This window comes from Serratia marcescens, from assembly GCF_029846115.1.
Taxonomy (GTDB): Bacteria; Pseudomonadota; Gammaproteobacteria; order Enterobacterales; family Enterobacteriaceae; genus Serratia; species Serratia marcescens_L.
In genome coordinates this window covers 942,767-969,062 of the sequence record NZ_JARVZZ010000001.1, presented here as the reverse complement: position 1 = coordinate 969,062, position 26,296 = coordinate 942,767, and the positions used below count along the sequence as shown (strand labels likewise).

The following is a 26,296-nucleotide window of genomic DNA, read 5'->3' as shown; positions in this document are numbered from 1 at the left end:
TTATTTTCAGCGTCTTATCATTTAAGCCGAACGACGGCGTCGGCAGGAAATAAGCGGCCGATTAGGCGCTCGCATTCCTGGCGGCGAAACTCAACGGCGCCCATGCCGTATCGGCGGATGCCACGAGCGCTATTTTTTCATTATCTTTTCCTTCATCAAAATAAATCAGCGACAGCACCTTTCTTAACGCAAATAAATAAAAAATCGTGTCGCTAAACGACAGGTTAATGATTATTTTCACCACCAACGCGATGATCTTCCCCGGCCGTTGCCGCTGGCTGGCCGGGTTGCCCGGCGGTCGGGCGACGGGGTTTACAAAAAATACAAAAAAGTACAAACTGGATTTTTAGTCCAAAATATTCTGGAGTTGGTATGAATCCCCTCTTCGATGCCATTGTTTCTGCCCATCAGCAACTGCGCCCTCAGGTACGGGTCACGCCATTGGAGCGCAGCGTGCTGCTTTCACAGCAGCTGGGCTGCGAGCTGTACCTGAAATGTGACCATCTGCAGCACACCGGCTCCTTTAAATTTCGCGGCGCCAGCAACAAGCTGCGGTTGCTGGATAGCGAGCAACGCCGGCGCGGCGTGATCGCCGCCTCAACCGGCAACCACGGCCAGGCGGTCGCCCTGGCGGGGCAACTGATGGGCGTTGGCGTCACGGTTTATGCGCCGGAGACGGCCGCGAGCATCAAGCTAGACACCATCCGCGCACTGGGCGGCACCGTGGAATTGGTGCCGGGCGATGCGCTGAACGCCGAACTGGCCGGGGAACAGGCCGCCCGCGAACAGGGAAAAACCTATATCTCGCCGTATAACGACGAGCAGGTCATCGCCGGCCAGGGCACCTGCGGCATGGAGCTGGTTGAACAACTCACCGGCCTGGACGCCGTGTTCGTGGCGGTGGGCGGCGGTGGCTATATCGCCGGTATCGGTACCGTTCTGCGGCAATTGTCGCCGAATACACAGCTTATCGCCTGCTGGCCGGAAAACGCCACCAGCATGTACAGCGCGCTGGAAGCGGGCCACATCTTCCCGGTGGAAGAACAAGAAACCCTGTCCGACGGCACCGCCGGCAGCGTCGAGCCGGGCGCCATAACCTTCCCGCTGTGCCAACAGCTGATCGACCGCAAAGTGCTGGTCAGCGAAACGGAGATCAAGCACGCGATGCGCCGGATCGCCGCCAGCGATCGATGGATTATCGAAGGCGCGGCCGGCGTGGCGCTGGCGGCGGCGATCAAGCTGGCGCCGGAATACCAGGGGAAAAAAGTGGCGGTGGTGCTGTGCGGTAAAAACATCGTGCTGGAGAAATACCTCAAGGCCGTCGCCGATGCACATCTTTAATCGGCAGCAAATCCTCGCCGCGTTCGACGCCGAGGCTATAACCCCGCTGCTGAAGCAGGGTTTTATCGCCTATTCGCAGCGGCGGGTGCAACAGCCGCCGGTGCAGCATTTCCTGTTCGAACAGGGCGCCGGCGATTGCTGCATCAAATCCGCCTGGCTGGAAGGTGACGAGCTGTTCGTGGTCAAGGTGTCCGCCGGTTTTTATCGCAACGCCGAACGCGGCCTGGCCAGCAATCAGGGGTTGGTGATGGCGTTCTCCGCCCAGACCGGCGAACCCCGGGCGCTGCTGCAGGATGAGGGCTGGCTGACCGCACTGCGCACCGCCCTGGCCGGCCGCATCGCCGCCGAGCTGTGCGCGCCGCCGCATATTCAGGCGATCGGCATGGTCGGCACCGGCCTGCAGGCGCGGCTACAGCTGCAATGTCTAAAACCGGTGACCGATTGCCGCGAGGTATGGGTGTGGGGCCGCAACGAACAGGCGCTGGCGGCGTATCGGCGCGATGCCGAGGCCGAAGGTTTTCGGGTGCTGACCACGCAGGACGCGGCAGAGCTGGCGGCGCACTGTCAGCTGATCGTGACCACCACGCCCAGCCGCGAACCGATCTTGCAGGCGGCGGATATCCGGCCCGGCACGCACATCACCGCCGTGGGCGCCGACGCGCCCGGCAAGCAGGAGCTGGCGACCGATCTGGTGGCTAATGCAGACGCGCTGCTGGTCGATGCGCTGGCGCAATGTGCTGACTATGGCGAGATCGCGACGGCTTATCGGCAAACTAGGCTCACTTCAACGCCAATTGTCGAAATGGGCGCCGTCTTGGCACAGGGTGGGCGGTTGCGAAGCGAGCCGCAGCATATCACCATCGCCGATCTTACCGGGTTGGCGATTCAGGATCTGCAGATCGCCAAAGGGGTGTTGGCGGCAATATAAAGGGGCGCCGCAGCGCCCCGCGTTCTCAGGCGTTGAGCACGAACTTCTCGATGGCGCGCGCTACGCCATCTTCGGTATTGGCGCTGGTGACAAACTGCGCCACCGCTTTCAGCTCGGGGATGGCGTTGCCCATCGCCACACCGACGCCGGCATACTCGATCATCGCCGTATCGTTGGCCTGATCCCCCAGCGTCATGATATTTTCCCGCGCCACGCCGAGGTGCTCGGCCAGCATTCTCACCCCAGCCCCTTTATCGACGTTCTTGTGCAGGATCTCGAGGAAATAAGGCGCGCTTTTCAGAATGGTGTAACGCTCGCGCGTTTCCGCCGGGATGCGCGCGATAGCGCGGTCCAGCAACTCCGGCTCGTCGATCATCATCACTTTCGGGAAACGCATCTGGCGATCCATTTCTTCCACGCTGCGGTATTTCAGCGGGATACCGGTCATTGCCGCCTCATGTATGGTGTATTTGCCGATGTCTTTGTTCGGGGTATACAGGGTGTCGAAATCGAACGCCTGGTAGTGAACGCCGAACTCGCGCGCCATCTGCTCGAAGTGCAGATAGTCCTCGAAGCCCAGCGTTTCCTGCAGGATGCAGGCGCCGTCGGCCGCGCGCAGCACCAGCGCGCCGTTGTAGGTTATGCAAAAATCGCCGGGGCCCTGAATGTCCAACTGGCGCAGATAGTCCTGCACGCCGACATAAGGCCGCCCGGTGGCCAGCACCACGTGCACCCCTTTGCGCCGCGCTGCCGCGATAGCCTGCTTTACCGCCGGCGTGATTTGGTGCTGCGGATCCAGCAACGTGCCATCCATGTCGATCGCAATCAGTTCAATAGCCATTCAACGCTTCTCCCAGTGGTTTTTTCCCATGCTAACGCGTTTCAGCCTCGGCTGTCAGCGCCAAAAAAGGCGCAAAAAAAATCCGCGCGGGTCGCCCGGCGCGGATTTCACAGCGATTAACGCATCAGATATCGATGTTCGCCGCTTTCAGGGCGTTTTCTTCGATAAAGGCGCGGCGCGGTTCAACCGCATCGCCCATCAGCGTAGTGAACAGCTGATCGGCAGCGATGGCGTCCTTGACGGTCACGCGCAACATGCGGCGGCTTTCCGGATCCATGGTGGTTTCCCACAGCTGTTCCGGGTTCATCTCGCCCAGACCTTTATAACGCTGCACCGACAGGCCGCGGCGCGACTCTTTCACCAGCCACTCCAGCGCCTGCTCGAAGCTGTCCACCGGCTGACGGCGTTCGCCGCGCTCGATGAACGCGCCCTCTTCGACCAGCCCGCGCAGCTTCTCGCCCAGCTGGCAGATCTTGCGGTATTCGCCGCCGTGGATGAAGTCGAAGTCCAGCTTATAGTCGGTATCCACGCCGTGGGTGCGGATGCGCAGCGCCGGCTCGAACATCTGGCGTTCGCGGTTCTCGAAGATCACGAAGTCATAGCTGCTGCCGTGCTGCTCTTTGTCGTTCAGCGCCTGCACCAGCGAAGCGATCCAGGTTTTCACCTTGGCTTCATCGCTGAGGTCGCTTTCGTTCAGCGTCGGCTGATAGATCAGGCTGTTCAGCAGCGCGCGCGGGTAGCGGCGCTCCATGCGGCCGATCAGCTTCTGCACGCCGTAGTGCTCGGCCACCAGTTTCTCCAACTGCTCGCCGCCCAGCGCCGGTGCGCTGGCATTGGTGTGCAGCGTGGCGCCGTCCATCGCGATGGCGATCTGGTACTGATCCATCGCCTCGTCATCTTTGATGTACTGCTCTTGCTTGCCTTTCTTCACCTTGTACAACGGCGGCTGTGCGATGAACACGTGACCACGCTCGATGATTTCCGGCATTTGGCGGTAGAAGAAGGTCAACAGCAGCGTACGGATGTGCGAACCGTCGACGTCGGCATCGGTCATGATGATGATGCTGTGGTAACGCAGCTTATCCGGGCTGTACTCGTCGCGACCAATGCCGCAACCCAGCGCAGTGATCAGCGTCGCCACTTCCTGCGAGGAGAGCATTTTGTCGAAACGCGCTTTCTCGACGTTGAGGATTTTCCCCTTCAGCGGCAAGATAGCCTGGTTCTTGCGGTTGCGCCCCTGCTTGGCAGAGCCGCCCGCGGAGTCCCCTTCCACCAGGTACAGTTCGGACAGCGCCGGATCGCGTTCCTGGCAGTCCGCCAGCTTGCCCGGCAGGCCGGCCAGATCCAGTGCGCCTTTGCGGCGGGTCATCTCACGTGCTTTACGCGCCGCTTCGCGCGCGCGCGCCGCGTCGATGATTTTGCCGACCACGATTTTCGCGTCGCCTGGATTTTCCATCAGGTAATCCACCAGCTTCTCGTTCATCAGCGTTTCAACCGCGGTTTTCACCTCGGAAGAGACCAGCTTGTCCTTGGTCTGAGAAGAGAACTTAGGATCCGGCACCTTCACCGACACCACGGCGATCAGACCTTCACGCGCGTCATCGCCGGTGGCGCTGACCTTGGCCTTCTTGCTGTAGCCTTCCTTCTCCATGTAGCTGTTCAGCGTACGGGTCATCGCGGTACGGAAACCGACCAGGTGCGTGCCGCCGTCGCGCTGCGGAATGTTGTTGGTGAAGCAGTAGATGTTTTCCTGGAAACCGTCGTTCCACTGCAGCGCCACTTCCACGCCGATATCGTCTTTCACGGTCGAGAAGTAGAACACGTTCGGGTGGATCGGGGTTTTGTTCTTGTTCAGGTACTCGACAAACGCCTTGATGCCGCCTTCGTAGTGGAAGTGGTCTTCACGGTCGGTGCGCTTGTCCTTCAGGCGGATAGACACGCCGGAGTTGAGGAAGGACAGCTCGCGCAGACGCTTGGCCAGAATGTCGTATTCGAATTCGGTCACATTGGTGAAGGTCTGGTGGCTCGGCCAGAAGCGCACCATGGTGCCAGTCTGTTCGGTTTCGCCCACCACATTCAGCGGCGCCTGTGGCTCGCCGTGGCTGTAAGTTTGTTCGTGCACTTTGCCTTCGCGGCGGATCACCAGCTCCAGTTTCTCCGACAGGGCGTTAACCACCGAGACGCCCACGCCGTGCAGGCCGCCGGAAACCTTATAGGAGTTGTCGTCGAATTTACCGCCGGCGTGCAGCACGGTCATGATGACCTCTGCGGCTGAAACCCCTTCTTCCGGGTGAATGCCGGTCGGAATGCCGCGGCCGTCATCCTGTACCGATACCGAGTTGTCGGCATGGATGGTGACCTGAATGTCACTACAGTGGCCCGCGAGCGCTTCGTCGATAGCGTTGTCCACAACCTCGAATACCATGTGGTGCAGACCGGTGCCGTCATCGGTATCGCCGATATACATGCCCGGGCGCTTGCGCACCGCATCCAGCCCTTTTAATACCTTGATACTTGAGGAGTCATAAGAATTCGACATCAACGTTTCTCGCTCATTTTAGTCCTGTGGTTGAACCTCTATTTTACCCTGTTCCACGCGGAACATCTTGCCCTTTTCACCGGCCATGTCGGTCACTTGTTCAGCGCTGACCGCGCTGACAAAAACCTGGGCCTGGGTGGCTTTCAGGCGATCGGCCAGCAACCGGCGACGGCCGGTGTCCAGCTCGGAGGCAAAATCATCAATCAGATACAGGCAACGCCGCCCGCTCTGCCGGGTGAGAAACTCACCCTGCGCCAAGCGCAACGCGCACATCAGCAATTTAAGCTGACCGCGCGATAACAAATCCTCTACCGGCGTGCCGTCGGCACGAATGCGGAAGTCCGCTTTATGCGGCCCCACCGCGGTATAGGTCAACGCCCTGTCGCGCTCGAACTGGCGCTCCAGCAGCTCGCCGTAGTCGCTCTCTTTGTCCCAGCCGCGCTGGAAGGAGAAGCTCAGGGCGAATTCAGGCAGAAACTGCGCGCAGGTCGCGGTGATATCCGCGGCGATCGCGTCGCTGTATTCCGCCCGCCATTCGCTGATGCGCTCCGCGAGCGGGATCAGTTCCTGATCCCAGGCGCGGATCTGCGCATAGCGACTCACCTGGCGCAGCGCGGCATTGCGCTGCTTCAGTAACCGTTTCAGGTTGCTCCAGGCGGTGAAAAAACCGGGTTCGTTATGAAAACAGCCCCAGTCCAGGAAAGCGCGCCGGAATTTCGGCCCGCCATTCAGCAGGGTAAAACCTTCGGGGGTGATCAGCTGCATGGGCAGCAGCTGCGCCAGCTCGGCCACCTTGTGGCCGTCGCTGCCATCGATGCGTACTTTGCTGTCACCCTGACGGCTCTTGCTCAATCCTATCGACAGCTCGCGCTCCGTACCTTCTATGCGGCCGTGCAGCACGAACTCCGGCTGGTCGTGGCGAATCACCCGACCGGCCTGCAGGCTGCGAAAGGCGCGGCCGTGCCCGAGCGTATACACCGCTTCCAGCACGCTGGTCTTGCCGCTGCCGTTGGCACCGACCAGGAAGTTGAATCCCGGTGCCAGCGCCAAATCCGCCGCCTCGATATTGCGGAAATCTTTAATCAATAAACGCGTTAATGCCATGCCAACTCTATCACCGGGAAACTACGCTCAATGTAAGGGCGTTATCGGCGCAGGCAGTTTACGTGCGGACAGCGCACAGCAACCGGAGCGTACACAGAGTACGTGAGGATTGCGAGCACTGCCCAAGCGTAAAATGGCAAGCAAGATAGCCCGGATATCGATCACAACCGCATTGGCATGACAACGTAGGCCGCCGCCTGGCTGGCGCCGTCTTCGATCTGCACGCTGGAGACCGAGTCGGTCAACAGCAGGCGCACGTCTTCACACTTGAGCGCGTTCAACACGTCCAGCACGTAGCTGACGTTGAAACCGATCTCCATCTCCGCGCCGTCGTAGCTGACGTCGAGGATCTCTTCCGCCTCTTCCTGCTCCGGATTGTTGGCGGTGATCTTCAGCTGGTTCTGGCTGACATACAGCCGCACGCCGCGGAATTTCTCGTTCGAGAGAATGGCCGCGCGGGCAAACGCCTGCTTGAGCAGATCGCAGCCGGCCTCCAGCGTTTTATCCGGGTTCTTCGGCAAGACGCGGCGATAGTCAGGGAAACGGCCGTCAACCAGCTTGGACGTGAAGATGAAATCGCCAACGTGGGCGCGGATGTTGTTGCTGCCGATCTGCAGCTGCAGCACCGAATCGCCGCCGTCCAGCAGACGCACCAGCTCCATCACCCCTTTACGCGGCACGATCACCGAATGGGACGGCAGCTGTTGGCCGATCGGCATCGAGCACACCGCCAGGCGGTGGCCGTCGGTCGCGACGGTGCGCAGCTCTTCGCCTTCGGTTTCAAACAGCATGCCGTTCAGGTAATAACGCACGTCCTGATGGGCCATCGAGAACTGGGTGGCTTCGATCAGGCGCTTCAGCGTCGCCTGCGGCAAGCTGAACTCCACCTCGCTCTGCCAATCGTCCAGGTTCGGGAAGTCCGCCGCCGGCAGCGTGGACAGCGAGAAGCGGCTGCGGCCGGACCGCACCAGCATGCGCTCGCTCTCCAGCGTGACGGCGATCTCCGCCCCTTCCGGCAGGCCACGGCAGATATCAAAGAATTTGCGCGCGGGCACGGTGGTCGCGCCCGGCTCGTGCGGTTGGGACAGGGCGACGCGTGCCACCATCTCCATCTCCAGATCGGTGCCGGTCAGCAGCAGGGAACCTTCCGTCACCTGCAGCAGCAGGTTGCCCAGGATCGGTAAGGTCGGGCGGCCGCCCAGCGGGCTGCTCACCTGTTGCAGCGGTTTTAGCAGATGCTCACGTTCAACGATAAATTTCATAGCGCTATGAAGATAATGTTCTGATTAAATTGGAGAAATCTTCTTTGATGTCGTGACTTTCCTCACGCAGCTGCTCGATCTTCCGGCAGGCGTGCAACACCGTGGTATGGTCGCGGCCACCAAACGCATCGCCGATTTCCGGCAGGCTGTGGTTGGTGAGTTCCTTCGCCAGCGCCATCGCCATCTGGCGCGGGCGGGCAACGGATCGCGAACGCCGCTTGGACAGCAAATCCGCGACTTTAATCTTGTAATACTCCGCCACCGTCTTTTGAATATTGTCGATGGTGACCAGCTTTTCCTGCAGCGCCAGCAGATCGCGCAGCGCTTCGCGCACGAAATCGATGGTGATGGCCCGGCCGGTAAAGTTGGCGTTGGCGATCACGCGGTTCAGCGCCCCTTCGAGCTCACGCACGTTGGAACGCAGGCGCTTGGCGATGAAGAACGCCACTTCGCCCGGCAGGCGGATGTCGTTTTCGTCGGCCTTTTTCATCAGGATCGCCACGCGGGTTTCCAGCTCCGGCGGCTCGATCGCCACCGTCAGCCCCCAGCCGAAGCGAGATTTCAGACGATCTTCCACCCCGTTGATCTCTTTAGGGTAGCGATCCGAGGTCAGGATGATCTGCTGATTGCCTTCCAACAGGGCGTTAAAGGTATGGAAGAACTCTTCCTGCGAACGCTCCTTGTTGGCGAAGAATTGGATGTCATCGATCAGCAAGGCGTCGACCGAGCGGTAGTAGCGCTTAAACTCTTCGATGGCATTGTTCTGCAACGCTTTGACCATGTCCTGCACGAAGCGTTCCGAGTGCATGTAGACCACTTTGGCGTTGGCCTTGCGCGCCATGATGCCGTTGCCGACCGCGTGCAACAGGTGAGTTTTACCCAGGCCAGTGCCGCCATACAGGAACAAAGGGTTGTAGGCGCCGCCCGGATTATCCGCCACCTGGCGAGCCGCCGCGCGCGCCAGCTGGTTGGACTTACCCTCGACGAAGTTGTCGAAAGTGTGTTTAGGGTTGACGTTGGAACGGTAAGAGAGCTCGGGTTGCGCCGCCGCGTTGTCCCAGCTCGGGCGCAAAGGCGCGGCCGTGCGCGCCGCCGGGGCCGCAGGGGCGCTGCTGACGCTGGCGGTCACGGTCTGGCTGATCACCTGCGTGATCGGCTTGCTGCCGACTTCAAAACGCAGCAAAGGCGCGTCCGTGCCGCAGAAATCATTCAGCAGACCATTGATGTTGTTTAAGTACTTATCGCGAACCCAATCCAGCACAAAGCGGTTAGGCGCATACAGCGCCAGGGTATTGTCACTCAGTTCCGCCTGCAATGGGCGTATCCACATACTAAATTCTGTGGCAGGTAACTCATCCTGCAATCGGGCAAGACACTGCTGCCAAAGCGAAAGTGACACGGCGGACTCCACTCGAACAAGATCAATAAAGAAAAGAAACGGGCAACTTTTTTATAACTCATGATTTTTGACACATACCCGGCATCGGCGGTTTGCCTGTGGGGGATGCGAACCGCCTTTCACGGTTTGTGTCCCTCACGATCCCGGTATGGGGGATCGCGATCGGAATGACGGATCATAGCGCAATCCGAGCAAGAGATCCTCCCCTTCCTCACAGATTAGATCCATTTTATCCACAGGCCGCGGCCAGCGGCGATCTTTTCACCGCCGGCGCCGAATGACCGCGCAGATCCCGGCCGCTGCGCCGCGTTTTTTACATTGTCAACCGGTTATACCCTGTTATCCACGCCGGATCCTGCGATCGCGCGCAAAGGATCTCACGGGGATCCTTGCGATTTCACCCCGAGTCCGTATAATCTTCGCCCTACGTGTGATACCTGGTTCCTTATGGTGCGTCATTAGCCAGACAGGATTCTGCGGTGACCACGGGCCAAGACCGGATTTTGTTCCGTTATTGGCAGACAACCAGGTAGGCTGGCGCGATGCGAATTGACTCAGGACTGTACAATTATTACAATCCCGCTTCTTTATGTATTGCGATTGAGGCGTCGGTCATCTTCACGCCGAGTAGCCAAACGCGTTTACTGATCAGTAATTATTTTAAGTTTAGGTAGAAATCGCTATGAAACGCACTTTCCAACCGTCCGTATTGAAGCGCAACCGTAGCCACGGTTTCCGTGCTCGTATGGCCACCAAAAATGGTCGTCAAGTTCTGGCCCGCCGTCGTGCGAAAGGCCGTGCTCGTCTGACTGTTTCTAAGTAATAAAGCTAACCCGCTGAGTGGTTAAGCTCGCTTTTCCCAGGGAGTTACGTTTGTTAACTCCCACTCATTTCACTTTCGTCTTCCAGCAGCCACAACGGGCTGGCACGCCGCAAATCACCATCCTCGGCCGCCTGAACCAGCTGGGGCATCCCCGCATCGGTCTTACCGTCGCCAAAAAACACGTCAAACGCGCGCACGAGCGTAATCGGATCAAACGCCTAACCCGCGAAAGTTTCCGCCTGCGCCAGCACGAATTACCGGCGATGGATTTTGTCGTGGTGGCCAAAAAGGGGATAGCGGATTTGGATAACCGCGCGCTGACGGAAGCTTTGGATAAATTATGGCGTCGCCACTGTCGCCAGGCTCCCGCATCCTGATCGGGCTGGTGCGGGCCTATCAGCTCGTCATCAGTCCGCTGCTAGGGCCTCGTTGTCGCTTCCAGCCGACATGCTCTCATTACGCAATTGAGGCATTAAGCAGGTTTGGCATGATAAAAGGCAGTTGGTTAGCATTGAAACGCGTATTAAAATGCCACCCTTTGAACCCAGGTGGCGATGATCCGGTGCCGCCAAAAACCGACGATAACAGAGAACTCTAACGATGGATTCGCAACGCAATCTTCTCCTCATCGCTCTGCTGTTCGTGTCTTTCATGATCTGGCAGGCATGGCAAACGGACAACGCTCCGCAGCCGGCCGCACAGACCACGCAACAGACTTCGAACGCAGTAGCCGGTGATGCCGCCAGCCAGGCCGTGCCAGCCAGTGGTCAGGGTAAGCTGATTACCGTGAACACCGACGTGCTGTCACTGACCATCAACACCCGTGGTGGCGATATCGAGCAGGCTAAACTGTTGGCCTACCCGGATACTCTGGGTTCATCGACTCCGTTCCAACTGCTGGAAACCACTCCGTCGTTCGTCTATCAGGCGCAAAGCGGCCTGACCGGTAAAAACGGCCCGGACAACCCGGCCAACGGCGAGCGCCCGCTGTATCAGGCGGCGCAGGACAGCTACACCCTGCCGGAAGGCCAGGACGAGCTGCGCATCCCGCTGAGCTACACCGATAAAGACGGCGCGATCTACACCAAAACCTTCGTGCTCAAACGCAATCACTATGCGGTCGGCGTGGATTACAGCATCGACAACAAAGGCGCGACGCCGCTGGAGCTGACCCTGTTCGGCCAGCTGAAGCAGACCACCGAATTGCCTAAGCACCGCGATACCGGCAGCAGCAACTTCGCGCTGCACACCTTCCGCGGCGCGGCGTACTCGTCCAGCGAGGACAAGTACCAGAAATACGCGTTCGACAAAGACGAAAACCTGAGCGTCACCACCAAAGACGGTTGGGTCGCCATGCTGCAACAGTACTTCGCCACCGCGTGGGTACCGGCGACCAAGGGTGACAACACCTTCTACACCGCCAAACCGGGTGACAACCTGTCCACCATCGGCTTTAAATCTACGCCGGTCGTGGTGCAGCCGGGCGCTCAGCAGCAGCTGAACGCGACCCTGTGGGTCGGCCCGGAGCTGCAGGATCAGATGGCCCAGCTGGCGCCGCATCTGGACCTGACCGTGGATTACGGCTGGCTGTGGTTCATCTCCCAGCCGCTGTTCAAACTGCTGAAGTTCATCCACGGCTTTATCGGTAACTGGGGCTTCTCCATCATCATCATCACCTTCATCGTGCGCGGCATCATGTACCCGCTGACCAAAGCGCAGTACACCTCGATGGCGAAAATGCGCATGCTGCAGCCGAAGCTGCAGGCGATGCGCGAGCGTATCGGTGACGACAAACAGCGCATGAGCCAAGAGATGATGGCGCTGTACAAGTCGGAGAAAGTGAACCCGCTCGGCGGCTGCCTGCCGCTGATCATTCAGATGCCGATCTTCCTGGCGCTGTACTACATGCTGATGGGCTCGGTTGAGCTGCGCCACGCGCCGTTCGCCCTGTGGATCCATGACCTGTCGGCGCAAGACCCGTACTACATCCTGCCAATCCTGATGGGCGTGACGATGTTCTTCATTCAGAAGATGTCGCCGACCACCGTGACTGACCCGATGCAGCAGAAAATCATGACCTTCATGCCGGTGATCTTCACAGTGTTCTTCCTGTGGTTCCCGTCCGGTCTGGTGCTGTACTACATCGTCAGTAACCTGGTGACCATCCTGCAGCAGCAGCTGATTTACCGTGGTCTGGAAAAACGCGGTCTGCACAGCCGCGACAAGAAAAAAAGCTAAGCGTATTGTAGGGGTTCGGCGCGCCGACCCTTGCAGTCACCCCAAAGGCGGTCATTAGACCGCCTTTTTGCATCTTAATCGTCAGAGAGAACCGTTATGAGCACCACCGATACCATCGTAGCCCAAGCCACCCCGCCGGGACGCGGCGGCGTCGGCATTCTGCGCATTTCCGGAAGCAAGGCCAAAGACGTCGCCCAGGCGTTGCTCGGCAAGCTGCCGAAGCCGCGCTACGCTGACTATCTGCCGTTCCGCGACGCCACGGGTGCCACCCTCGATCAGGGCATCGCGCTGTGGTTCCCGGGGCCGAACTCCTTCACCGGCGAAGACGTGCTGGAGCTGCAGGGCCACGGCGGGCCGGTGATCCTCGATCTGCTGCTCAAGCGCGTGCTGGCGCTGCCTGACGTGCGCATCGCGCGGCCCGGCGAGTTCTCCGAGCGCGCATTTCTCAACGACAAGCTCGATCTGGCGCAGGCCGAAGCGATCGCCGATCTGATCGACGCCAGCTCCGAGCAGGCGGCGCGTTCAGCGATGAACTCGCTGCAGGGGGCGTTTTCCACCCGTATCCACCAGCTCGTGGAAGCGCTCACTCACCTGCGAATCTACGTGGAAGCGGCGATCGACTTCCCGGACGAGGAAATCGACTTCCTGTCCGACGGTAAAATCGAGGCGCAGCTCAACGACGTGATGGCGGATCTGGATAACGTGCGTGGTGAAGCGCGCCAGGGCAGCCTGCTGCGCGAAGGAATGAAGGTGGTGATCGCCGGGCGCCCCAACGCCGGTAAATCGAGCCTGCTCAATGCGTTGGCCGGGCGCGAGGCGGCGATTGTCACCGATATCGCCGGCACCACCCGCGACGTCTTGCGCGAACATATCCATATCGACGGCATGCCGCTGCACATCATCGACACCGCCGGCCTGCGCGACGCCAGCGACGAAGTTGAGCGTATCGGCATCGAACGTGCGTGGAACGAGATCGAACAGGCCGACAGAGTGCTGTTTATGGTTGACGGCACCACCACCGCCGCCACCGAGCCGGCGGAGATCTGGCCGGAGTTTATGGCGCGCCTGCCAGGCACGCTGCCGATCACCGTGGTGCGCAACAAGGCCGACATCACCGGTGAAACGCTGGGTCTGACGGAAGTGAACAACCACTCACTTATTCGCCTGTCGGCCCGCACCGGCGAGGGTGTCGATGTGCTGCGCGATCATCTTAAACAGAGCATGGGCTTCACCAGCAACATGGAAGGCGGCTTCCTGGCGCGCCGTCGCCACCTGCAGGCGCTGGAACTGGCGGCACAGCACCTGGTGCAGGGCAAAGAACAGTTAGTGAGCGCTTACGCGGGCGAGCTGTTGGCCGAGGAATTGCGCCAGGCGCAGCTGGCCTTGAGCGAAATCACCGGCGAATTCACCTCCGACGACCTGCTGGGCCGCATCTTCTCCAGCTTCTGTATCGGTAAATAACACCGCCATAACGCTTTCACGGCCGGGACAAAACCCTTGTTCCGGCCGTTTTTCTTTCCCGCGCTCGCTCTGCGCGCCGGCTCACAGAGCCGCCGCAGCGCCCCGCGCTATACTGGAAAGTCAGGAATCTCACTCAGGAACGAGTCAACATGGCATTGACCCTCAAGGTACTGCTGGAAAACCGGCGTGCCGCCGGCACCGACCCACTATTGCAGGCCAAGGCCGGGCTAAGCCTGCTGATTGAGGATGAGACGACGTCCATACTGTTCGATACCGGCCCCGACGACAGCTTTCTGCGCAATGCGGCGCTGATGGGCGTCGATCTCTCCCGTATCACCGCAACGGTGCTCTCCCACGGCCACTATGATCACTGCGGCGGCGTCGCTTGGCTGCCGGACAACAGCCGCATCATCTGCCACCCGCAGGTCGGCGATGAGCGCTATGCGGCACTTAAGGTGCTGGGCTACAGCCAGAAGATCAAAAAGCTCTCTTTGGATATCGACTACGCGCGCCACCGCATGCACTACAGCCGTGAACCGCTGGCGATCGGCGATCGCTTTATGTGGTCAGGCGAGATCGCGGTGCCCGCCCCGCGCGCCTACGGGGTGATCGCCGGGGAAAATGCGGCGGTGGACTACGTGATCGACGAAGGGGTGCTGATTTACAAATCGGATCGCGGTCTGGTGATCGTGACCGGCTGCGGGCACCGCGGGATCATCAATATCGTGCGCCATTGCCAGAAAATCACCGGGATCGGTCGGATCCACGCCCTGATCGGCGGTTTTCATCTGCGCTGCGCTTCCCCGCGCACGCTCTGGCACGTCCGCCGTTTTTTGCGGCAGCATCAACCGGAAAAGATCATGGGCTGCCACTGTACCGGCGCCTGGGGCCGGCTATGGTTACCGGAAGCGATCGCGCCGGCCACTGGCGATAGCTGGATCCTGGAATAACGCCTGCGCCGCTCATGATTGAAATCGGCAACAAATCGGATAAAACGCATAGTGTTTTTTGATGATAAATCCTCAACTTAGTCTTAATCTAACACCCCTGCGTTCTTAGCGACCCTCTGTCATGGAGTGAACAATGGCGTGTCATTTTGCCCGATGGACCCCGGCCTCCGCTGTCCTGGATACCCAGAGACTCTCCGACGAAGTGATAGCCGCCACCCGCACCTTTTCCGTTAAACGCCGCACGCGCTTTCTGCAAGGGCGTATTCTGCTCGCCGAAATGATGTTCTACCTGTACGGCCTGCCGACGCTGCCCCCCATCGCCACCACGCCGACCGGCCGCCCCTGTTTCGCCGATCATCAGCTGCCCGATTTCAGCCTCGCTTACGCCAGCAACACCGTGGGCGTGCTGCTCAGCGACGAGGGCAAAGTCGGACTGGATATCGAAGTGATGCGGGCGCGCGGCACCCGGCAAACCGCGCTGCAACACGCGCATCAGACGCCGGCAGAAAGTGCCTGGATCGCCGCGCAGGACGATCGGCTAGAGGCAGAAACACAGCTGTGGAGCATCCGGCAAAGCGTGCTGAAAATTTCCGGCCTCGGCAACAGCGGCCAGGCTACGCTGCGTCTGCATCCCTTCTCCGGCCACCTGCGCTCCAGCGCCACGCCGGACGTTCAGGTGATGAGCGACGCCGACGAATACCTGAGCTGGGCCTGCGCCGGCAGCCCCGGCCTGGACCGCCTGCTGTGCTGGCGCTACGAAGAGCGCGGCGGACTGCGCAAAGACGGGGAAATCTCGCCGCGCAGCCTGGCGGCGTCCTCGCGCTTCGTCAAACTGACGGGCCTGAAGACGCCCGGTTAACGCAGCGCAAAGCGGATAACGCTGTCTTTATCGCACGAGTTGCTGGATTAAATTGTAAAGACAGCTAAATGTTGAGCAATCGCCTATTCTCGCACCGCGCTTTAGCCTACTATTCGCCCATGTTGTACGCTGAATCTGCTCATTCGAAAGGGAGAATCACCATGTCAGACCAAGCCTTGAAAATCGTCACTCTGCTCGGCAGCCTGCGCAAAGGCTCCTACAACGCCATGGTGGCCCGCGCCCTGCCTGGCCTCGCTCCACAAGGCGTCACCATTGAAGCGCTGCCTTCCATCCGCGATATCCCGCTGTATGACGCCGACATGCAACAGGGTGAAGGCTTCCCTGCCGCGGTCGAGGCGATCGCCGAACAGATCCGCCAGGCCGACGGCGTGATCATCGTCACCCCTGAATATAACTATTCCGTGCCCGGCGGGTTAAAGAACGCCATCGACTGGCTGTCGCGTTTGCCGAATCAGCCGCTGGCCGGCAAGCCGGTCGCCATTCAAACCAGCTCGATGGGGCCGATCGGCGGCGCGCGCTGCCAATACCATCTGCGCCAGATCCTGGTGTTCCTCGATGCGATGGTAATGAACAAGCCTGAGTTTATGGGCGGCGTGATCCAGAGCAAGGTCGATGAACAGGCCGGTGAACTGAGCGATCAGGGAACGCTGGATTTCCTGACCGGCCAGCTGTCCGCGTTCAGCGATTTTATTCGCCGCGTGGAGTGACCGTCTCGCGGCGCCCGCGGGGCGCCGCAACAGGACATGAAGTCCGTCAATTCATTGAAAATTAAAGCCATAGCATCATGTATTTTTTCATTTTAGCGTTATTTTTTGTTTCCATCACCAGTCCCGCTTTCGCCGCAGACATGCGTTATCCCGCCGGTGAAGAGCCGCTGGAGCTGCCGGCACACAGTGCGCTCAACGCCCAGCTGTCGCGATCCGCGCAAAACCAGGAAGACAAAAAGCTGGGCGCCATGTCGCTGTACCTGACGCTGATGCGCGAAGACGGCCGCAACGTCTGGGCGCCCTACCAGCTGGCGGTATCGTCGGCGGAGAAAGGCCAAACCGAGCTGGCGGAGCGCTACCTGCAGCTGAGCGCCGACCGCGGCCTGTGGTACTACTACAACCTGCTGGAGGACGACGCCTTCAACAGCATCCAACACTCCGCCACCTACCAATCGATCCTGGCCGCCACCAAAGCGCGCTATCTGCAGCACGCCCGCCACTATGAAGGCAAGGCCAGCTACGCGATGCCGGACGGCGAAGCGCCGCCAGAAGGCTGGCCAACGGTGATCTTCCTGCATACCTACGGCAAAGCCGCCGCCATCAGCCCGGAAGAACGGCTGCTGTTCGGCGAAATGGGCGTGGCCTACATCGAGATCAACGGCACGCAAATGCTGTCGGAAAACAGCTTCCGCTGGTCGAATTACAGCGATGAGAGCACCCACTCCGCCATTCAGCGTACGCTGCAACAGCTGGCTCCGCAGCTAAAGCTGAATACCCAACGGATTTACCTCAGCGCCCGCGGCCAGGGCGCACTGCACGCCGCCAACCTGATCGCGAAGTACCCGCAGTTTTATGCCGGCGCGCTCCTGATCGCCCCCAACGGCGAGATCAAGCCGGCCCAGCAGTCGCTGGCGGCGCAAAAGAAAATCGTGATGGCGTATTACGATCGGCAGAACTTCAGCGAGCAGGCGCTGGCATTACACTTCGCCAATCTGTTCGGGGAGGATAATCAGGTGCAGACGCTGCACTTCGCCCAGGGCGAGGATGCCGCCGGCAGTTGGCAGGCGCGCTTCAGGCGACCGTTGCAGTGGGTGTTGGATGGGGCGCCGGATGCGACGCCGGGCGTCTAGGGGTTCAGGGCCGACAGGCGTCGGCCCTTTGGCGGTCAATGACCGTCGACGAAGACGATCTTCAGCACGAACAGCAGCGCCACCACCACCACGCACGGGCTGATTTCACGCCAGCGGCCGGTGCCGAGCTTCATCACGCAGTAGGAGATAAAGCCGAGCGCAATGCCTTCGGTGATCGAGAAGCTGAACGGCATCATCACCGCGGTGACAAACGCCGGTACCGCTTCGGTCAGATCGTCCCACTTCACCCGCGCCAGGCTGGAGGTCATCAGCACGCCAACGTAGATCAGCGCGCCGGCGGCGGCGTAGGCCGGCACCATGCCCGCCAACGGCGACAGGAAGATCACCAGCAGGAACAGCAGGCCGGTGACCACCGCCGTTAAACCGGTGCGGCCGCCGACGGCGACGCCGGACGAACTTTCGATGTAAGCGGTCACGGAAGAGGTGCCCGCCAGCGAACCAGCCACCGAGCTGATGCTGTCTACGTACAGCGCCTGCTTCATGCGCGGGAATTTGCCCTGGCTGTCGGTCAGGCCGGCTTTATCGGTGACGCCGATCAGGGTGCCGGAGGAGTCGAACAGGTTCACCAGCATAAACGAGAAGATGATCCCGGCCAGCCCGATGTTCAGCGCGCCGGCCACGTCGACCTGGCCCACCACCGAGGTGATGCTCGGCGGCAGGGAGAACAGGCCGCCGTATTTCACGTCGCCCAGCATCCAGCCGATCAGGGTGGTGACCACGATTGACACCAGCACCGCCGCATGGAAGTTGCGCGAAGAGAGCACGGCGATGATGAAGAAGCCGAGTGCCCCCAGCAGCACATTGTGCGAGGTCAGGCTACCGATGGTCACCAGCGTGTCCGGGTTGGCCACCACGATGCCGGCGTTTTTCAGCCCCATCATGCCGATGAACAGACCGATGCCGCTGGTGATGCCGACCCGCAGGCTGACCGGTATGTTGGCGATCATCCAGTAGCGGATGCGGAAAATGGTCAGCAGCAGCAGGCCGACCGCCCCCCAGAAGATGGCGCCCATGCCCACCTGCCAGGAGATGCCCATCGCCCCGACTACCACGAAGGCGAAGAAGGCGTTCAGGCCCATCGCCGGCGCCAGCGCCACCGGCAGATTCGCCAGCAGGCCCATAAAGATGCTGCCAAAGGCGGCGATAAGACAGGTGGTGACAAATACCGCCTGGGTATCCATGCCCGCCGCGCCCAAAATTTGCGGGTTAACGAACACGATATACACCATGGTGAGGAAGGTGGTGATACCGGCAATCGTTTCCGTACGCGCCGTCGTGCCATGTTGCTTGAGTTTAAACACGCGCCCAAGCAAGCCTTGCTCAGCGTCAAGGCCAGATACTGGTTTGGTCATTATCAGAATTCCGAAAATGGGAATGGACAGTCGCCGGCTATCCTATAACAAAAAGTGGGGCTTTTGACGCCGGTCACAGGTTTTTTTCGCCGTCTTTACGGCTAAACGCCTCAACGGCTTGTATTTACAGGCATTCATCCCCCGTTGCCGCCCGCTGCGTTGCCGTTTGCCGGCACGGCCGATAAAATGGCCTATCGCATCTCTTACCCTACCCGCTAAAAAAACAGGAATCCGCATGTCTTCGACCTTTATCGATAAGCTCGCGTTGATCGCGCTGAAAGATGACAAAGTGGCGCTGGTGCGCTCACATAATAAGACGCTGTTTTATATGCCGGGCGGAAAACGCGAAGCGGGTGAAACCGACGAACAGGCGCTGTGCCGCGAAATCGACGAAGAGCTGACCGTTGCGCTGCTGCCGAACTCCATCGCATTTTACGGCGAGTTCGCCGGCCCGGCGGACGGCAAACAGGACGGCACCCAGGTGCGCATTCGCTGCTACCAGGCCGACTTTACCGGGCAGCTGCAGCCGGCCGCCGAAATCGCCGAGCTGAGATGGTGCGACAGCCGCGACTTGCCGCACTGCTCGCACGTCGCCGCACTGATTTTGCACGATCTTAAGGCGCGTAGCCTGATCAAGTGATCGCTGAGCGGCCTCAGCGGCGTTAACCCGAAGGAACCTGTCCCGCATGAATCAGATTGACTGCATTTTGTTCGACTGCGACGGCACGCTGGTGGACAGCGAAGTGCTGTGCAGCAAAGCCTATGTACACATGTTCGCCCACTACGGTATTCACCTGTCGCTGGAAGAGGTATTCAAGAAATACAAAGGGGTGAAGCTGTACGAGATCATCGATCGGGTCAACGCCGAGCAGGGCACTGACCTGGCAAAAGAGACACTGGAGCCACTGTATCGGCAGGAAGTGGCGCGGCTGTTCGACAGCGAATTACAGCAGATTGCCGGCGCCCGCGAGCTGCTGGCGCAGGTGACGGTACCTGTCTGCACCGTCTCCAACGGGCCGGTCAGCAAGATGCAGCACTCGCTCGGCCTGACCGGCATGCTGCCTTATTTTGATGACCGGTTGTTCAGCGGCTATGACATTCAGCGCTGGAAGCCGGATCCGGCGATCGTGTTTCACGCCGCCGAACAGATGCAGGTGCCGGTGACGCGCTGCATCCTGGTGGACGACTCGCCCGCCGGCGCCCAGGCCGGCATCAACGCCGGCATTCCGGTCTTTTACTTCTGCGCCGATCCGCATAACCCGCCGATCGATCACCCATTGGTAACGACCTTTGACAACCTGGCTCAGCTGCCCGCGCTGTGGCGCGAACGCGGCTGGCGGCTGACGGCCGATTAACTGGCCGGCAACGGCGGCTTGTTGCGCCACCAGCGCCAGGACCGTTTTAGCGCGCGGGTTTGCGCGCCGAAGCGGCGGTTGACCGCGTTGGCCAGCAGATCGAGCGCCAGACAGAACACGAAATAGACCAGCGCCACGAACAGGAACACTTCCATCGGGTAGACCATGCTGCGGTTGTTGACCTGGGTCGCCAGAAAGGTCAGTTCGCCAACGCCGACGATATAAGCCAGCGAGGTGTCTTTGATCAGGGAGATCCACTGGTTGATGAACGACGGCACCATCATGCGCAGCGCCTGCGGCAGCACGATCATGCGCAGCGTCTGCCAACGGGTCAGCCCCAGAGAAAGCCCGGCCTGCCACTGGCCGGGACCGATCGCGGCGATGCCGGCCTTCACCGCATGGGCCAGATAGGCCGAAGCGATCAGCGCCAGCGCGCACACCACGGTAGTGATTTCCGGGATCTCGACGCCAAACACCATCGGCAGCAGGAAATAGGTCCAAAAGATCAGCATGATGACCGGAATGGCGCGGAAAAAGCCCAGCACCGCCGCCAGCAGCCCGGCGGCGACGCCGCGCGACATCGCCAACGCCACGCCGAATAACGTGCCGAGCACCGCCGAGGCTACGCCAGCCATCAGGCTGATCGCCAACGTCAGCGCGGCGCCGCCTAATGGGCCATCCGGCCAGGTGCCCCACAGCAGGTAGCCCAGGTTATCGTGAATTACGCTGAAATCCATCTCAATGTCCTCCCAGGGGTTTACGCTGTTGGCGCCACATGCCCCAGCCTTCCAACAGCGCGATGATGGCGATATACAGCACCGTCGCCACGCCGAACGCCTGGAAGGTGCGCAACGTTTCGGTTTCGACCTGGCGCGAGGCGTAAGAGAGTTCGGCAACGCCGATTGCCATGGTCAGCGACGAGTTCTTGATCACGTTCATGTATTGGCCCAGCAGCGGCGGCAGCGCGATTTTCAGCGCCTGTGGCAGTACCACGTAGCGCATCGCCTGCCAGCCGGTCAGCCCCAGCGCCTGCGCGGCATATTTCTGCCCGCCGGCGACGCCGCGAATACCGGAACGAATCTCTTCGGCGATAAAGGCGGTGGAGTAGAGCGTCAGGCCGAAGAAACCGGCGAGAAACTCGAACGACGGCCACTCAAGCGGGCCAACCTGATGTGAACTGTTCAGCCATTGCATGGCGGCGGACGGCAGGATCTGCCCGGCGGCGAAGTACCAGAAGAACAGCTGCACCAGCAGCGGCGTATTGCGAAACAGCGAGCTGTACCCCATCGCCAGCCAGCGCAACGGCCGCAGGCTGCTGTCGCGCATCGCCGCCAGCACAAAGCCCAGCAGCGTGGCCGCCAGGCCCGCGCAGGCGGAAAGCCACAGCGTCAGCAGAAAGCCGTGCCACAGCCAGCTTAGGTATTGCGGCGCCAGCAGCCAGTCCAGGTTCATGTTCAATCCTTGTCTTGCAGAATGCATCAGGGGCGCAGCAAGCTGCGCCCCTCCGTGCCGATCTCAGCGCGAGCGGTTAAATCAGGCTTTCGGTTGCTGATCCAAAGGCGCGATTTTGAAATCGCCGCGCGGTTGGGCGGATTGGGTTTCCGGCCCGAACCAGCGATCGTAAATCTTAACCGCTTCGCCGTCTTTTTCCAGCGTGATCAGCGTCTCGTTCACCGCGGCGGTCAGGCGATCTTCGCCCTTGGGAATGCCGACGCCCTGGTATTCTTTGGTAAGACTGAACGGCGAAATTTCAAATTCCGCCTTCTGTGCCGCCGGCAGGTTGCCGAGCAGGCCGACCAGCTTGGCGTCATCCTGAGTGATCGCCTGCACGTTGCCGTTGCGCAGCGCCACGAACGCCAGCGGGGTGTCATCGTAGGAGATCACTTTCGCCGTCGGGAAACGCTCGCGCAGGGTGATTTCCTGCACCGTGCCCTTGTCCGCGCCGATGCGCAGCTTCTTGATGTCTTCCGGGGTTTTCAGCACGCCTTTGCGGGCGATGAATTTCTGGCCGGTGGCGAAGTACGGCACGCTGAAGTTCACTTCCTTGGCGCGCTCGTCGGTAATGGTGAAGTTGGCGGCGATCAGGTCAACCTTCTTCGACACCAGCAGCGGAATGCGGTTGGCCGGGTTGGTGGCGCGCAGCTCCACTTTTACCCCCAGCGCTTTGCCGATCGCGTCGGCGACGTCCACATCGTAGCCCACTAGCTTCTTGCTCTGCGGATCGATGTAGCCGAACGGCGGGTTGCTGTCGAACACCGCGATGCGCACCACGCCGGCTTGCTTGATATCGTCAAGTTTGTCCGCGTGCGCGGCGCCGGCGGCGAGGCCGGTCAGACTGGCTAACAACGTTAAGGCCAAAGCGCGATGTTTCATAGAAAGCTCCTAAGTGGTTGATGTCCTGCTGGCGGATAAGCTAGCAAGCGCCACATAGGTCAGGAAATAATATAAAAAGCTATATTTATAACCTTTTTATCTTTACGCGCTTAAGATGGAATAAAGGCGCGGGAAACCGCGCCTTTGAAGGATATTACCCGGAAAGAGTTAGTCGGCTTTTTCGTCTTTAGCGCCCGGAGAGAGCAGCTTTTCCAGGGCGTCGCCACCCAAATGACGGAAATCCTGCCCTTTGACAAAATAGAAGATAAATTCGCAGATGTTCTGGCAGCGGTCGCCGATGCGCTCGATAGAACGGGCGCAGAACAACGCGGTCAGCACGCTCGGGATGGTGCGTGAGTCTTCCATCATGTAGGTCATCAGCTGACGCACGATGCCTTCGTATTCCTGGTCGACCTTTTTATCTTCGCGGTAAATACGGATCGCCTCGTCCAGATCCATGCGCGCAAACGCGTCCAGCACGTCGTGCAGCATCTGCACAGTGTGGCGCCCCAGCGATTCCAGGCTGACCAGCAGCGGCTGGTGCTGGTGCGAGAACTTCTCCAGCGCGGTGCGGCAGATTTTGTCCGCCACGTCGCCGATACGCTCCAACTCGGAAATGGTTTTGATGATCGCCATGACCAGGCGCAGATCGCTGGCGGTCGGCTGACGCTTGGCGATGATGCGCACGCAGGCTTCGTCGATCGCCACTTCCATCATGTTGACCTTGGCGTCGCCTTCGATCACGCGCTTGGCCAACTCGCCATCCTGATTATGCATCGCGGTGATGGCGTCGGTCAGCTGTTGCTCCACCAGCCCGCCCATGGTCAGCACCTGGGTGCGGATATGCTCGAGCTCTGCGTTGAACTGGCCGGAAATGTGTTTGTTTAAATTCAGGTTATCCATGATGCTTCCTATCAACCATAACGGCCAGTGATGTAGTCTTCAGTCTGCTTTTTCTGCGGCGCAGTGAACAGGTTATCAGTATCACTGAACTCGATCAGCTCGCCCAGATACATAAATGCGGTAGAGTCGGAGCAGCGCGCCGCCTGCTGCATGTTGTGCGTTACGATCACCACGGTGTAATCGGCCTTCAGCTCGCTGATCAACTCTTCAATCTTGCCGGTGGAGATCGGATCCAGCGCCGAGCAAGGTTCATCCAGCAACAGCACTTCCGGACGAATGGCGATGCCGCGGGCGATGCACAGACGCTGCTGCTGGCCGCCGGAGAGGCTGTAGCCGCTCTGGTGCAGCTTGTCCTTAGTTTCGTTCCACAGCGCCGCCTTGGTCAGCGCCCACTGCACGCGTTCGTCCATATCGGCGCGCGACAGCTTTTCAAACAGGCGAACGCCGAAAGCGATGTTGTCGTAAATCGACATCGGGAACGGCGTCGGCTTCTGGAACACCATGCCGACCTTGGCGCGCAGCAGCGCGATATCCGAGTTGTCGGTCAGGATGTTCTGGCCGTCCAGCAGGATGCCGCCTTCCGCGCGCTGTTCCGGGTACAGCTGGTACATCTTGTTGAAGGTGCGCAGCAGGGTGGATTTGCCGCAGCCGGACGGGCCGATAAACGCGGTGACCTTGTTCTTGGCGATATCCAGCGTGATGTTCTTCAGCGCATGGAATTTGCCATAGTAGAAGTTCAGATCGCGTACCTGAATTTTGCTGCTGGAAGCGTCAGTAACCATACTCATCAAGACTTCTCTCTTTTCATCAGCGCCGCCAAAACGGCGCTCAAAATTTTATGAATGCTTTTTCTTGGCGAAAACCACGCGCGCCAGGATATTCAGTAACAGTACGCACAGGGTGATCAACAGCACCCCGGCCCAGGCCAGCTGTTGCCATTCGGCGAACGGGCTCATGGCGAATTTGAAGATGGTCACCGGCAGGTTGGCGATCGGCTGCATCAGGTCGGTGCTCCAGAACTGGTTCGACAGCGAGGTGAACAGCAGCGGTGCGGTTTCCCCCGCGATGCGCGCAATCGCCAGCAGCACGCCGGTGATGATGCCGGACACCGACGCCTTCAGCGTGATGGCGGAAATCATGCGCCATTTCGGCGTGCCCAGGGCGTAGGCGGCCTCGCGCAGCGTATCCGGCACCAGCTTCAGCATGTTTTCGGTGGTGCGAATGACGATCGGCACCTGCAGCAGCGCCAGCGCCACGATGCCGGCCCAGCCGGAGAAGTGTTCCATCTTCGCCACCACGATGGTGTAAACGAACAGGCCCACCACGATCGACGGTGCGGACAGCAGGATATCGTTGATAAAGCGGATCACTTCCGCCAGCCAGGATTTACGGCCGTATTCCGCCAGGTAGATGCCGGCCATGATGCCCAGCGGTGTACCGAAGAGGGTCGCCCACAGGATCAACAGGCCGCTGCCGGCGATGGCGTTGGCCAAGCCGCCGCCCGCGGTATTCGGCGGCGGGGTCATTTCGGTGAACAGCGCCAGCGACATACCGTCGAAGCCTTTGGTGACGGTGGCGATCAGGATCCAGATCAACCAGAACAGCCCGAACGCCATGGTCGCCATCGACAGGAACAGCGCGAGGCGGTTTTTTTGCCGGCGCCAGGCCTGCATTTTGCGGCGGCTTTCCGCCAGAACGACTGCGTTTTGCATATCCATCGTCGCCATGTTAACGCCCCTCATTCTTGGCCAGACGCATGATCATCAGTTTCGACAGCGCCAGCACGATAAAGGTGATAACAAACAGAATCAGGCCCAGCTCCATCAACGCGGCGGTGTGCACGCCGGACTCGGCTTCGGCGAATTCGTTGGCCAGCGCCGAGGTGATGCTGTTGCCCGGCATGTACAGCGAAGCGCTGTCGAGCTGGTAGGTGTTGCCGATGATAAAGGTCACCGCCATGGTTTCCCCCAGCGCACGGCCCAGGCCCAACATCACGCCGCCGATGACGCCGTTTTTGGTGAACGGCAGCACGATGCGCCAGATGACTTCCCAGGTGGTGCAGCCGATGCCGTAGGCCGACTCTTTCATCATTACCGGGGTCTGTTCGAACACGTCGCGCATGACCGCAGCGATGTAAGGAATGATCATGATCGCCAGGATCACCCCGGCGGCCAGGATGCCGATGCCGAAGGCGGGGCCGGAGAACAGCTCGCCGACGATCGGAATGCCTGACAGCACTTCGCCCACCGGCGTCTGGAAGTATTCGGCGAACAGTGGAGCGAACACGAACAGGCCCCACATGCCGTAGACGATGCTCGGGATGGCCGCCAGCAGCTCAATGGCGATGCCCAGCGGCCGCTTCAACCAGTTCGGCGCCAGTTCGGTCAGGAACAGCGCGATGCCGAAACTCACCGGCACGGCGATGATCAGCGCGATAAGCGAGGTGACCACGGTGCCGTAGATCGGCACCAGCGCGCCGAACTGCTCCGCCGGCGCATCCCACTCTTTGGTCCACAGGAAGGCGAAGCCGAATTTCTGCATGCTTGGCCAGGAGGCGAAGATCAGCGAAACGATGATGCCGCCCAGCAACAATAGGGTAATCAGCGCAGCCAGTCTCACCAGCGCGCTGAAAATGATGTCACCGTTTTTGCCCGGTGCTTTGATGGTCGGCTTGTACTCAGCCATAGAT

The 26,296-nt window shown here is 60.1% G+C and carries 27 protein-coding genes; 13 read left to right on the top strand and 14 right to left on the bottom strand.

Going from position 1 to position 26,296, the window contains the following annotated elements; translation table 11 throughout:
* Window positions 1-61: 61 nt before the first annotated feature.
* Window positions 62-337, bottom strand: coding sequence for a hypothetical protein (locus QDT79_RS04485; RefSeq protein ID WP_107227535.1), 276 nt, complete (start codon window positions 335-337; stop codon window positions 62-64).
* 35 nt (window positions 338-372) lie between these two features.
* On the opposite strand from QDT79_RS04485, the gene QDT79_RS04480 reads away from it, so the two are divergent.
* Together QDT79_RS04480 and QDT79_RS04475 are read left to right on the top strand one after the other, a co-directional pair.
* The gene (locus QDT79_RS04480) at window positions 373-1,341 is read left to right on the top strand and encodes a threonine/serine dehydratase (RefSeq protein WP_063989167.1); all 969 of its coding nucleotides are present in this window, start codon (window positions 373-375) and stop codon (window positions 1,339-1,341) included.
* Window positions 1,328-2,269, top strand: coding sequence for an ornithine cyclodeaminase family protein (locus tag QDT79_RS04475; protein WP_063989168.1), 942 nt, complete (start codon window positions 1,328-1,330; stop codon window positions 2,267-2,269). The genes QDT79_RS04480 and QDT79_RS04475 overlap by 14 nt, the downstream gene beginning before the upstream one ends.
* 25 nt (window positions 2,270-2,294) lie before the next feature.
* Here the strand turns inward: QDT79_RS04475 and yidA are convergent, their stop codons facing one another.
* The 5 genes from yidA to dnaA all read right to left on the bottom strand — a co-directional run bounded on the left by yidA (window position 2,295) and on the right by dnaA (window position 9,414).
* A complete protein-coding gene (gene yidA / locus QDT79_RS04470; RefSeq protein ID WP_149559896.1) occupies window positions 2,295-3,110 on the bottom strand; it encodes a sugar-phosphatase in 816 nt (271 codons plus the stop codon).
* A 124-nt stretch (window positions 3,111-3,234) separates the two neighbouring features.
* Complete coding sequence (gene gyrB, locus QDT79_RS04465) at window positions 3,235-5,649, bottom strand: DNA topoisomerase (ATP-hydrolyzing) subunit B (protein ID WP_149559895.1); 2,415 nt, start codon at window positions 5,647-5,649, stop codon at window positions 3,235-3,237.
* A gap of 18 nt (window positions 5,650-5,667) precedes the next feature.
* Window positions 5,668-6,753, bottom strand: coding sequence for a DNA replication/repair protein RecF (recF, locus tag QDT79_RS04460; RefSeq protein WP_107227538.1), 1,086 nt, complete (start codon window positions 6,751-6,753; stop codon window positions 5,668-5,670).
* A 161-nt stretch (window positions 6,754-6,914) separates the two neighbouring features.
* The gene (gene dnaN / locus QDT79_RS04455) at window positions 6,915-8,015 is read right to left on the bottom strand and encodes a DNA polymerase III subunit beta (RefSeq protein ID WP_107227539.1); all 1,101 of its coding nucleotides are present in this window, start codon (window positions 8,013-8,015) and stop codon (window positions 6,915-6,917) included.
* Between the two features lie 4 nt (window positions 8,016-8,019).
* Entirely contained in the window at window positions 8,020-9,414 is a 1,395-nt protein-coding gene (dnaA, locus tag QDT79_RS04450) for a chromosomal replication initiator protein DnaA (RefSeq protein WP_071826153.1), read from the bottom strand.
* A gap of 682 nt (window positions 9,415-10,096) precedes the next feature.
* On the opposite strand from dnaA, the gene rpmH reads away from it, so the two are divergent.
* From rpmH to QDT79_RS04405, 9 genes are all read left to right on the top strand, one after another.
* The gene (rpmH, locus tag QDT79_RS04445; RefSeq protein WP_000831330.1) at window positions 10,097-10,237 is read left to right on the top strand and encodes a 50S ribosomal protein L34; all 141 of its coding nucleotides are present in this window, start codon (window positions 10,097-10,099) and stop codon (window positions 10,235-10,237) included.
* 17 nt (window positions 10,238-10,254) lie between these two features.
* Window positions 10,255-10,614: a ribonuclease P protein component gene (gene rnpA / locus QDT79_RS04440; protein WP_004933883.1), complete on the top strand. Its 360-nt coding sequence runs from the start codon at window positions 10,255-10,257 to the stop codon at window positions 10,612-10,614.
* The gene (gene yidD / locus QDT79_RS04435; RefSeq protein WP_074181168.1) at window positions 10,578-10,835 is read left to right on the top strand and encodes a membrane protein insertion efficiency factor YidD; all 258 of its coding nucleotides are present in this window, start codon (window positions 10,578-10,580) and stop codon (window positions 10,833-10,835) included. Before rnpA ends, yidD begins: the two co-directional genes overlap by 37 nt.
* 2 nt (window positions 10,836-10,837) lie before the next feature.
* Window positions 10,838-12,475 (top strand): membrane protein insertase YidC, encoded by a 1,638-nt coding sequence (gene yidC, locus QDT79_RS04430; RefSeq protein ID WP_063989172.1) that lies wholly within the window; start codon window positions 10,838-10,840, stop codon window positions 12,473-12,475.
* Between the two features lie 96 nt (window positions 12,476-12,571).
* The gene (mnmE, locus tag QDT79_RS04425) at window positions 12,572-13,936 is read left to right on the top strand and encodes a tRNA uridine-5-carboxymethylaminomethyl(34) synthesis GTPase MnmE (protein WP_004933873.1); all 1,365 of its coding nucleotides are present in this window, start codon (window positions 12,572-12,574) and stop codon (window positions 13,934-13,936) included.
* A 149-nt stretch (window positions 13,937-14,085) separates the two neighbouring features.
* Complete coding sequence (locus tag QDT79_RS04420; protein ID WP_308316228.1) at window positions 14,086-14,886, top strand: MBL fold metallo-hydrolase; 801 nt, start codon at window positions 14,086-14,088, stop codon at window positions 14,884-14,886.
* 133 nt (window positions 14,887-15,019) lie between these two features.
* Window positions 15,020-15,745: a 4'-phosphopantetheinyl transferase family protein gene (locus QDT79_RS04415; protein ID WP_308316227.1), complete on the top strand. Its 726-nt coding sequence runs from the start codon at window positions 15,020-15,022 to the stop codon at window positions 15,743-15,745.
* 161 nt (window positions 15,746-15,906) lie between these two features.
* Window positions 15,907-16,473 (top strand): NADPH-dependent FMN reductase, encoded by a 567-nt coding sequence (locus tag QDT79_RS04410; protein WP_025304752.1) that lies wholly within the window; start codon window positions 15,907-15,909, stop codon window positions 16,471-16,473.
* A gap of 77 nt (window positions 16,474-16,550) precedes the next feature.
* Window positions 16,551-17,603 carry an alpha/beta hydrolase gene (locus QDT79_RS04405; RefSeq protein ID WP_308316226.1) on the top strand — a complete coding sequence of 351 codons (1,053 nt, stop codon included), beginning with the start codon at window positions 16,551-16,553 and terminating at the stop codon, window positions 17,601-17,603.
* A 35-nt stretch (window positions 17,604-17,638) separates the two neighbouring features.
* Here QDT79_RS04405 and QDT79_RS04400 read toward each other — a convergent pair whose 3' ends face one another.
* The gene (locus QDT79_RS04400) at window positions 17,639-18,976 is read right to left on the bottom strand and encodes an NCS2 family permease (protein WP_063989176.1); all 1,338 of its coding nucleotides are present in this window, start codon (window positions 18,974-18,976) and stop codon (window positions 17,639-17,641) included.
* A 235-nt stretch (window positions 18,977-19,211) separates the two neighbouring features.
* Between QDT79_RS04400 and QDT79_RS04395 the strand changes: the two genes are divergently transcribed.
* Window positions 19,212-19,616: an NUDIX hydrolase gene (locus QDT79_RS04395; RefSeq protein WP_063989177.1), complete on the top strand. Its 405-nt coding sequence runs from the start codon at window positions 19,212-19,214 to the stop codon at window positions 19,614-19,616.
* Between the two features lie 46 nt (window positions 19,617-19,662).
* Window positions 19,663-20,331 carry a 6-phosphogluconate phosphatase gene (gene yieH / locus QDT79_RS04390; RefSeq protein ID WP_063989178.1) on the top strand — a complete coding sequence of 223 codons (669 nt, stop codon included), beginning with the start codon at window positions 19,663-19,665 and terminating at the stop codon, window positions 20,329-20,331.
* Here yieH and QDT79_RS04385 read toward each other — a convergent pair.
* The 7 genes from QDT79_RS04385 to pstC form a co-directional block, all read right to left on the bottom strand.
* The gene (locus QDT79_RS04385) at window positions 20,328-21,068 is read right to left on the bottom strand and encodes an amino acid ABC transporter permease (RefSeq protein WP_049200565.1); all 741 of its coding nucleotides are present in this window, start codon (window positions 21,066-21,068) and stop codon (window positions 20,328-20,330) included. The genes yieH and QDT79_RS04385 overlap by 4 nt on opposite strands.
* 1 nt (window position 21,069) lies before the next feature.
* Window positions 21,070-21,783 (bottom strand): amino acid ABC transporter permease, encoded by a 714-nt coding sequence (locus QDT79_RS04380; RefSeq protein ID WP_025304748.1) that lies wholly within the window; start codon window positions 21,781-21,783, stop codon window positions 21,070-21,072.
* Between the two features lie 81 nt (window positions 21,784-21,864).
* Window positions 21,865-22,704 (bottom strand): ABC transporter substrate-binding protein, encoded by an 840-nt coding sequence (locus QDT79_RS04375; RefSeq protein ID WP_063989180.1) that lies wholly within the window; start codon window positions 22,702-22,704, stop codon window positions 21,865-21,867.
* A 168-nt stretch (window positions 22,705-22,872) separates the two neighbouring features.
* Window positions 22,873-23,607: a phosphate signaling complex protein PhoU gene (gene phoU / locus QDT79_RS04370; protein WP_063989181.1), complete on the bottom strand. Its 735-nt coding sequence runs from the start codon at window positions 23,605-23,607 to the stop codon at window positions 22,873-22,875.
* Between the two features lie 11 nt (window positions 23,608-23,618).
* Window positions 23,619-24,389: a phosphate ABC transporter ATP-binding protein PstB gene (gene pstB / locus QDT79_RS04365; RefSeq protein WP_016929614.1), complete on the bottom strand. Its 771-nt coding sequence runs from the start codon at window positions 24,387-24,389 to the stop codon at window positions 23,619-23,621.
* 54 nt (window positions 24,390-24,443) lie between these two features.
* The gene (gene pstA, locus QDT79_RS04360) at window positions 24,444-25,334 is read right to left on the bottom strand and encodes a phosphate ABC transporter permease PstA (protein WP_025304746.1); all 891 of its coding nucleotides are present in this window, start codon (window positions 25,332-25,334) and stop codon (window positions 24,444-24,446) included.
* 1 nt (window position 25,335) lies between these two features.
* Entirely contained in the window at window positions 25,336-26,292 is a 957-nt protein-coding gene (gene pstC, locus QDT79_RS04355; RefSeq protein WP_004933822.1) for a phosphate ABC transporter permease PstC, read from the bottom strand.
* Window positions 26,293-26,296: the final 4 nt, after the last annotated feature.

What these genes read in the sequence shown, in the direction of transcription:
- recF (WP_107227538.1), bottom strand. Translation starts at nt 6,753, where the DNA reads ATGGCATTAACGCGTTTATTGATTAAAGATTTCCGCAATATCGAGGCG.
- yidD (WP_074181168.1), top strand. Translation starts at nt 10,578, where the DNA reads ATGGCGTCGCCACTGTCGCCAGGCTCCCGCATCCTGATCGGGCTGGTG.
- gyrB (WP_149559895.1), bottom strand. Translation starts at nt 5,649, where the DNA reads ATGTCGAATTCTTATGACTCCTCAAGTATCAAGGTATTAAAAGGGCTG.
- QDT79_RS04400 (WP_063989176.1), bottom strand. Translation starts at nt 18,976, where the DNA reads ATGACCAAACCAGTATCTGGCCTTGACGCTGAGCAAGGCTTGCTTGGG.
- mnmE (WP_004933873.1), top strand. Translation starts at nt 12,572, where the DNA reads ATGAGCACCACCGATACCATCGTAGCCCAAGCCACCCCGCCGGGACGC.
- phoU (WP_063989181.1), bottom strand. Translation starts at nt 23,607, where the DNA reads ATGGATAACCTGAATTTAAACAAACACATTTCCGGCCAGTTCAACGCA.
- QDT79_RS04420 (WP_308316228.1), top strand. Translation starts at nt 14,086, where the DNA reads ATGGCATTGACCCTCAAGGTACTGCTGGAAAACCGGCGTGCCGCCGGC.
- QDT79_RS04405 (WP_308316226.1), top strand. Translation starts at nt 16,551, where the DNA reads ATGTATTTTTTCATTTTAGCGTTATTTTTTGTTTCCATCACCAGTCCC.
- QDT79_RS04375 (WP_063989180.1), bottom strand. Translation starts at nt 22,704, where the DNA reads ATGAAACATCGCGCTTTGGCCTTAACGTTGTTAGCCAGTCTGACCGGC.
- QDT79_RS04410 (WP_025304752.1), top strand. Translation starts at nt 15,907, where the DNA reads ATGTCAGACCAAGCCTTGAAAATCGTCACTCTGCTCGGCAGCCTGCGC.
- QDT79_RS04395 (WP_063989177.1), top strand. Translation starts at nt 19,212, where the DNA reads ATGTCTTCGACCTTTATCGATAAGCTCGCGTTGATCGCGCTGAAAGAT.
- pstB (WP_016929614.1), bottom strand. Translation starts at nt 24,389, where the DNA reads ATGGTTACTGACGCTTCCAGCAGCAAAATTCAGGTACGCGATCTGAAC.
- dnaN (WP_107227539.1), bottom strand. Translation starts at nt 8,015, where the DNA reads ATGAAATTTATCGTTGAACGTGAGCATCTGCTAAAACCGCTGCAACAG.
- yieH (WP_063989178.1), top strand. Translation starts at nt 19,663, where the DNA reads ATGAATCAGATTGACTGCATTTTGTTCGACTGCGACGGCACGCTGGTG.
- pstC (WP_004933822.1), bottom strand. Translation starts at nt 26,292, where the DNA reads ATGGCTGAGTACAAGCCGACCATCAAAGCACCGGGCAAAAACGGTGAC.
- rpmH (WP_000831330.1), top strand. Translation starts at nt 10,097, where the DNA reads ATGAAACGCACTTTCCAACCGTCCGTATTGAAGCGCAACCGTAGCCAC.
- QDT79_RS04385 (WP_049200565.1), bottom strand. Translation starts at nt 21,068, where the DNA reads ATGGATTTCAGCGTAATTCACGATAACCTGGGCTACCTGCTGTGGGGC.
- QDT79_RS04480 (WP_063989167.1), top strand. Translation starts at nt 373, where the DNA reads ATGAATCCCCTCTTCGATGCCATTGTTTCTGCCCATCAGCAACTGCGC.
- pstA (WP_025304746.1), bottom strand. Translation starts at nt 25,334, where the DNA reads ATGGCGACGATGGATATGCAAAACGCAGTCGTTCTGGCGGAAAGCCGC.
- QDT79_RS04475 (WP_063989168.1), top strand. Translation starts at nt 1,328, where the DNA reads ATGCACATCTTTAATCGGCAGCAAATCCTCGCCGCGTTCGACGCCGAG.
- yidC (WP_063989172.1), top strand. Translation starts at nt 10,838, where the DNA reads ATGGATTCGCAACGCAATCTTCTCCTCATCGCTCTGCTGTTCGTGTCT.
- QDT79_RS04380 (WP_025304748.1), bottom strand. Translation starts at nt 21,783, where the DNA reads ATGAACCTGGACTGGCTGCTGGCGCCGCAATACCTAAGCTGGCTGTGG.
- yidA (WP_149559896.1), bottom strand. Translation starts at nt 3,110, where the DNA reads ATGGCTATTGAACTGATTGCGATCGACATGGATGGCACGTTGCTGGAT.
- QDT79_RS04415 (WP_308316227.1), top strand. Translation starts at nt 15,020, where the DNA reads ATGGCGTGTCATTTTGCCCGATGGACCCCGGCCTCCGCTGTCCTGGAT.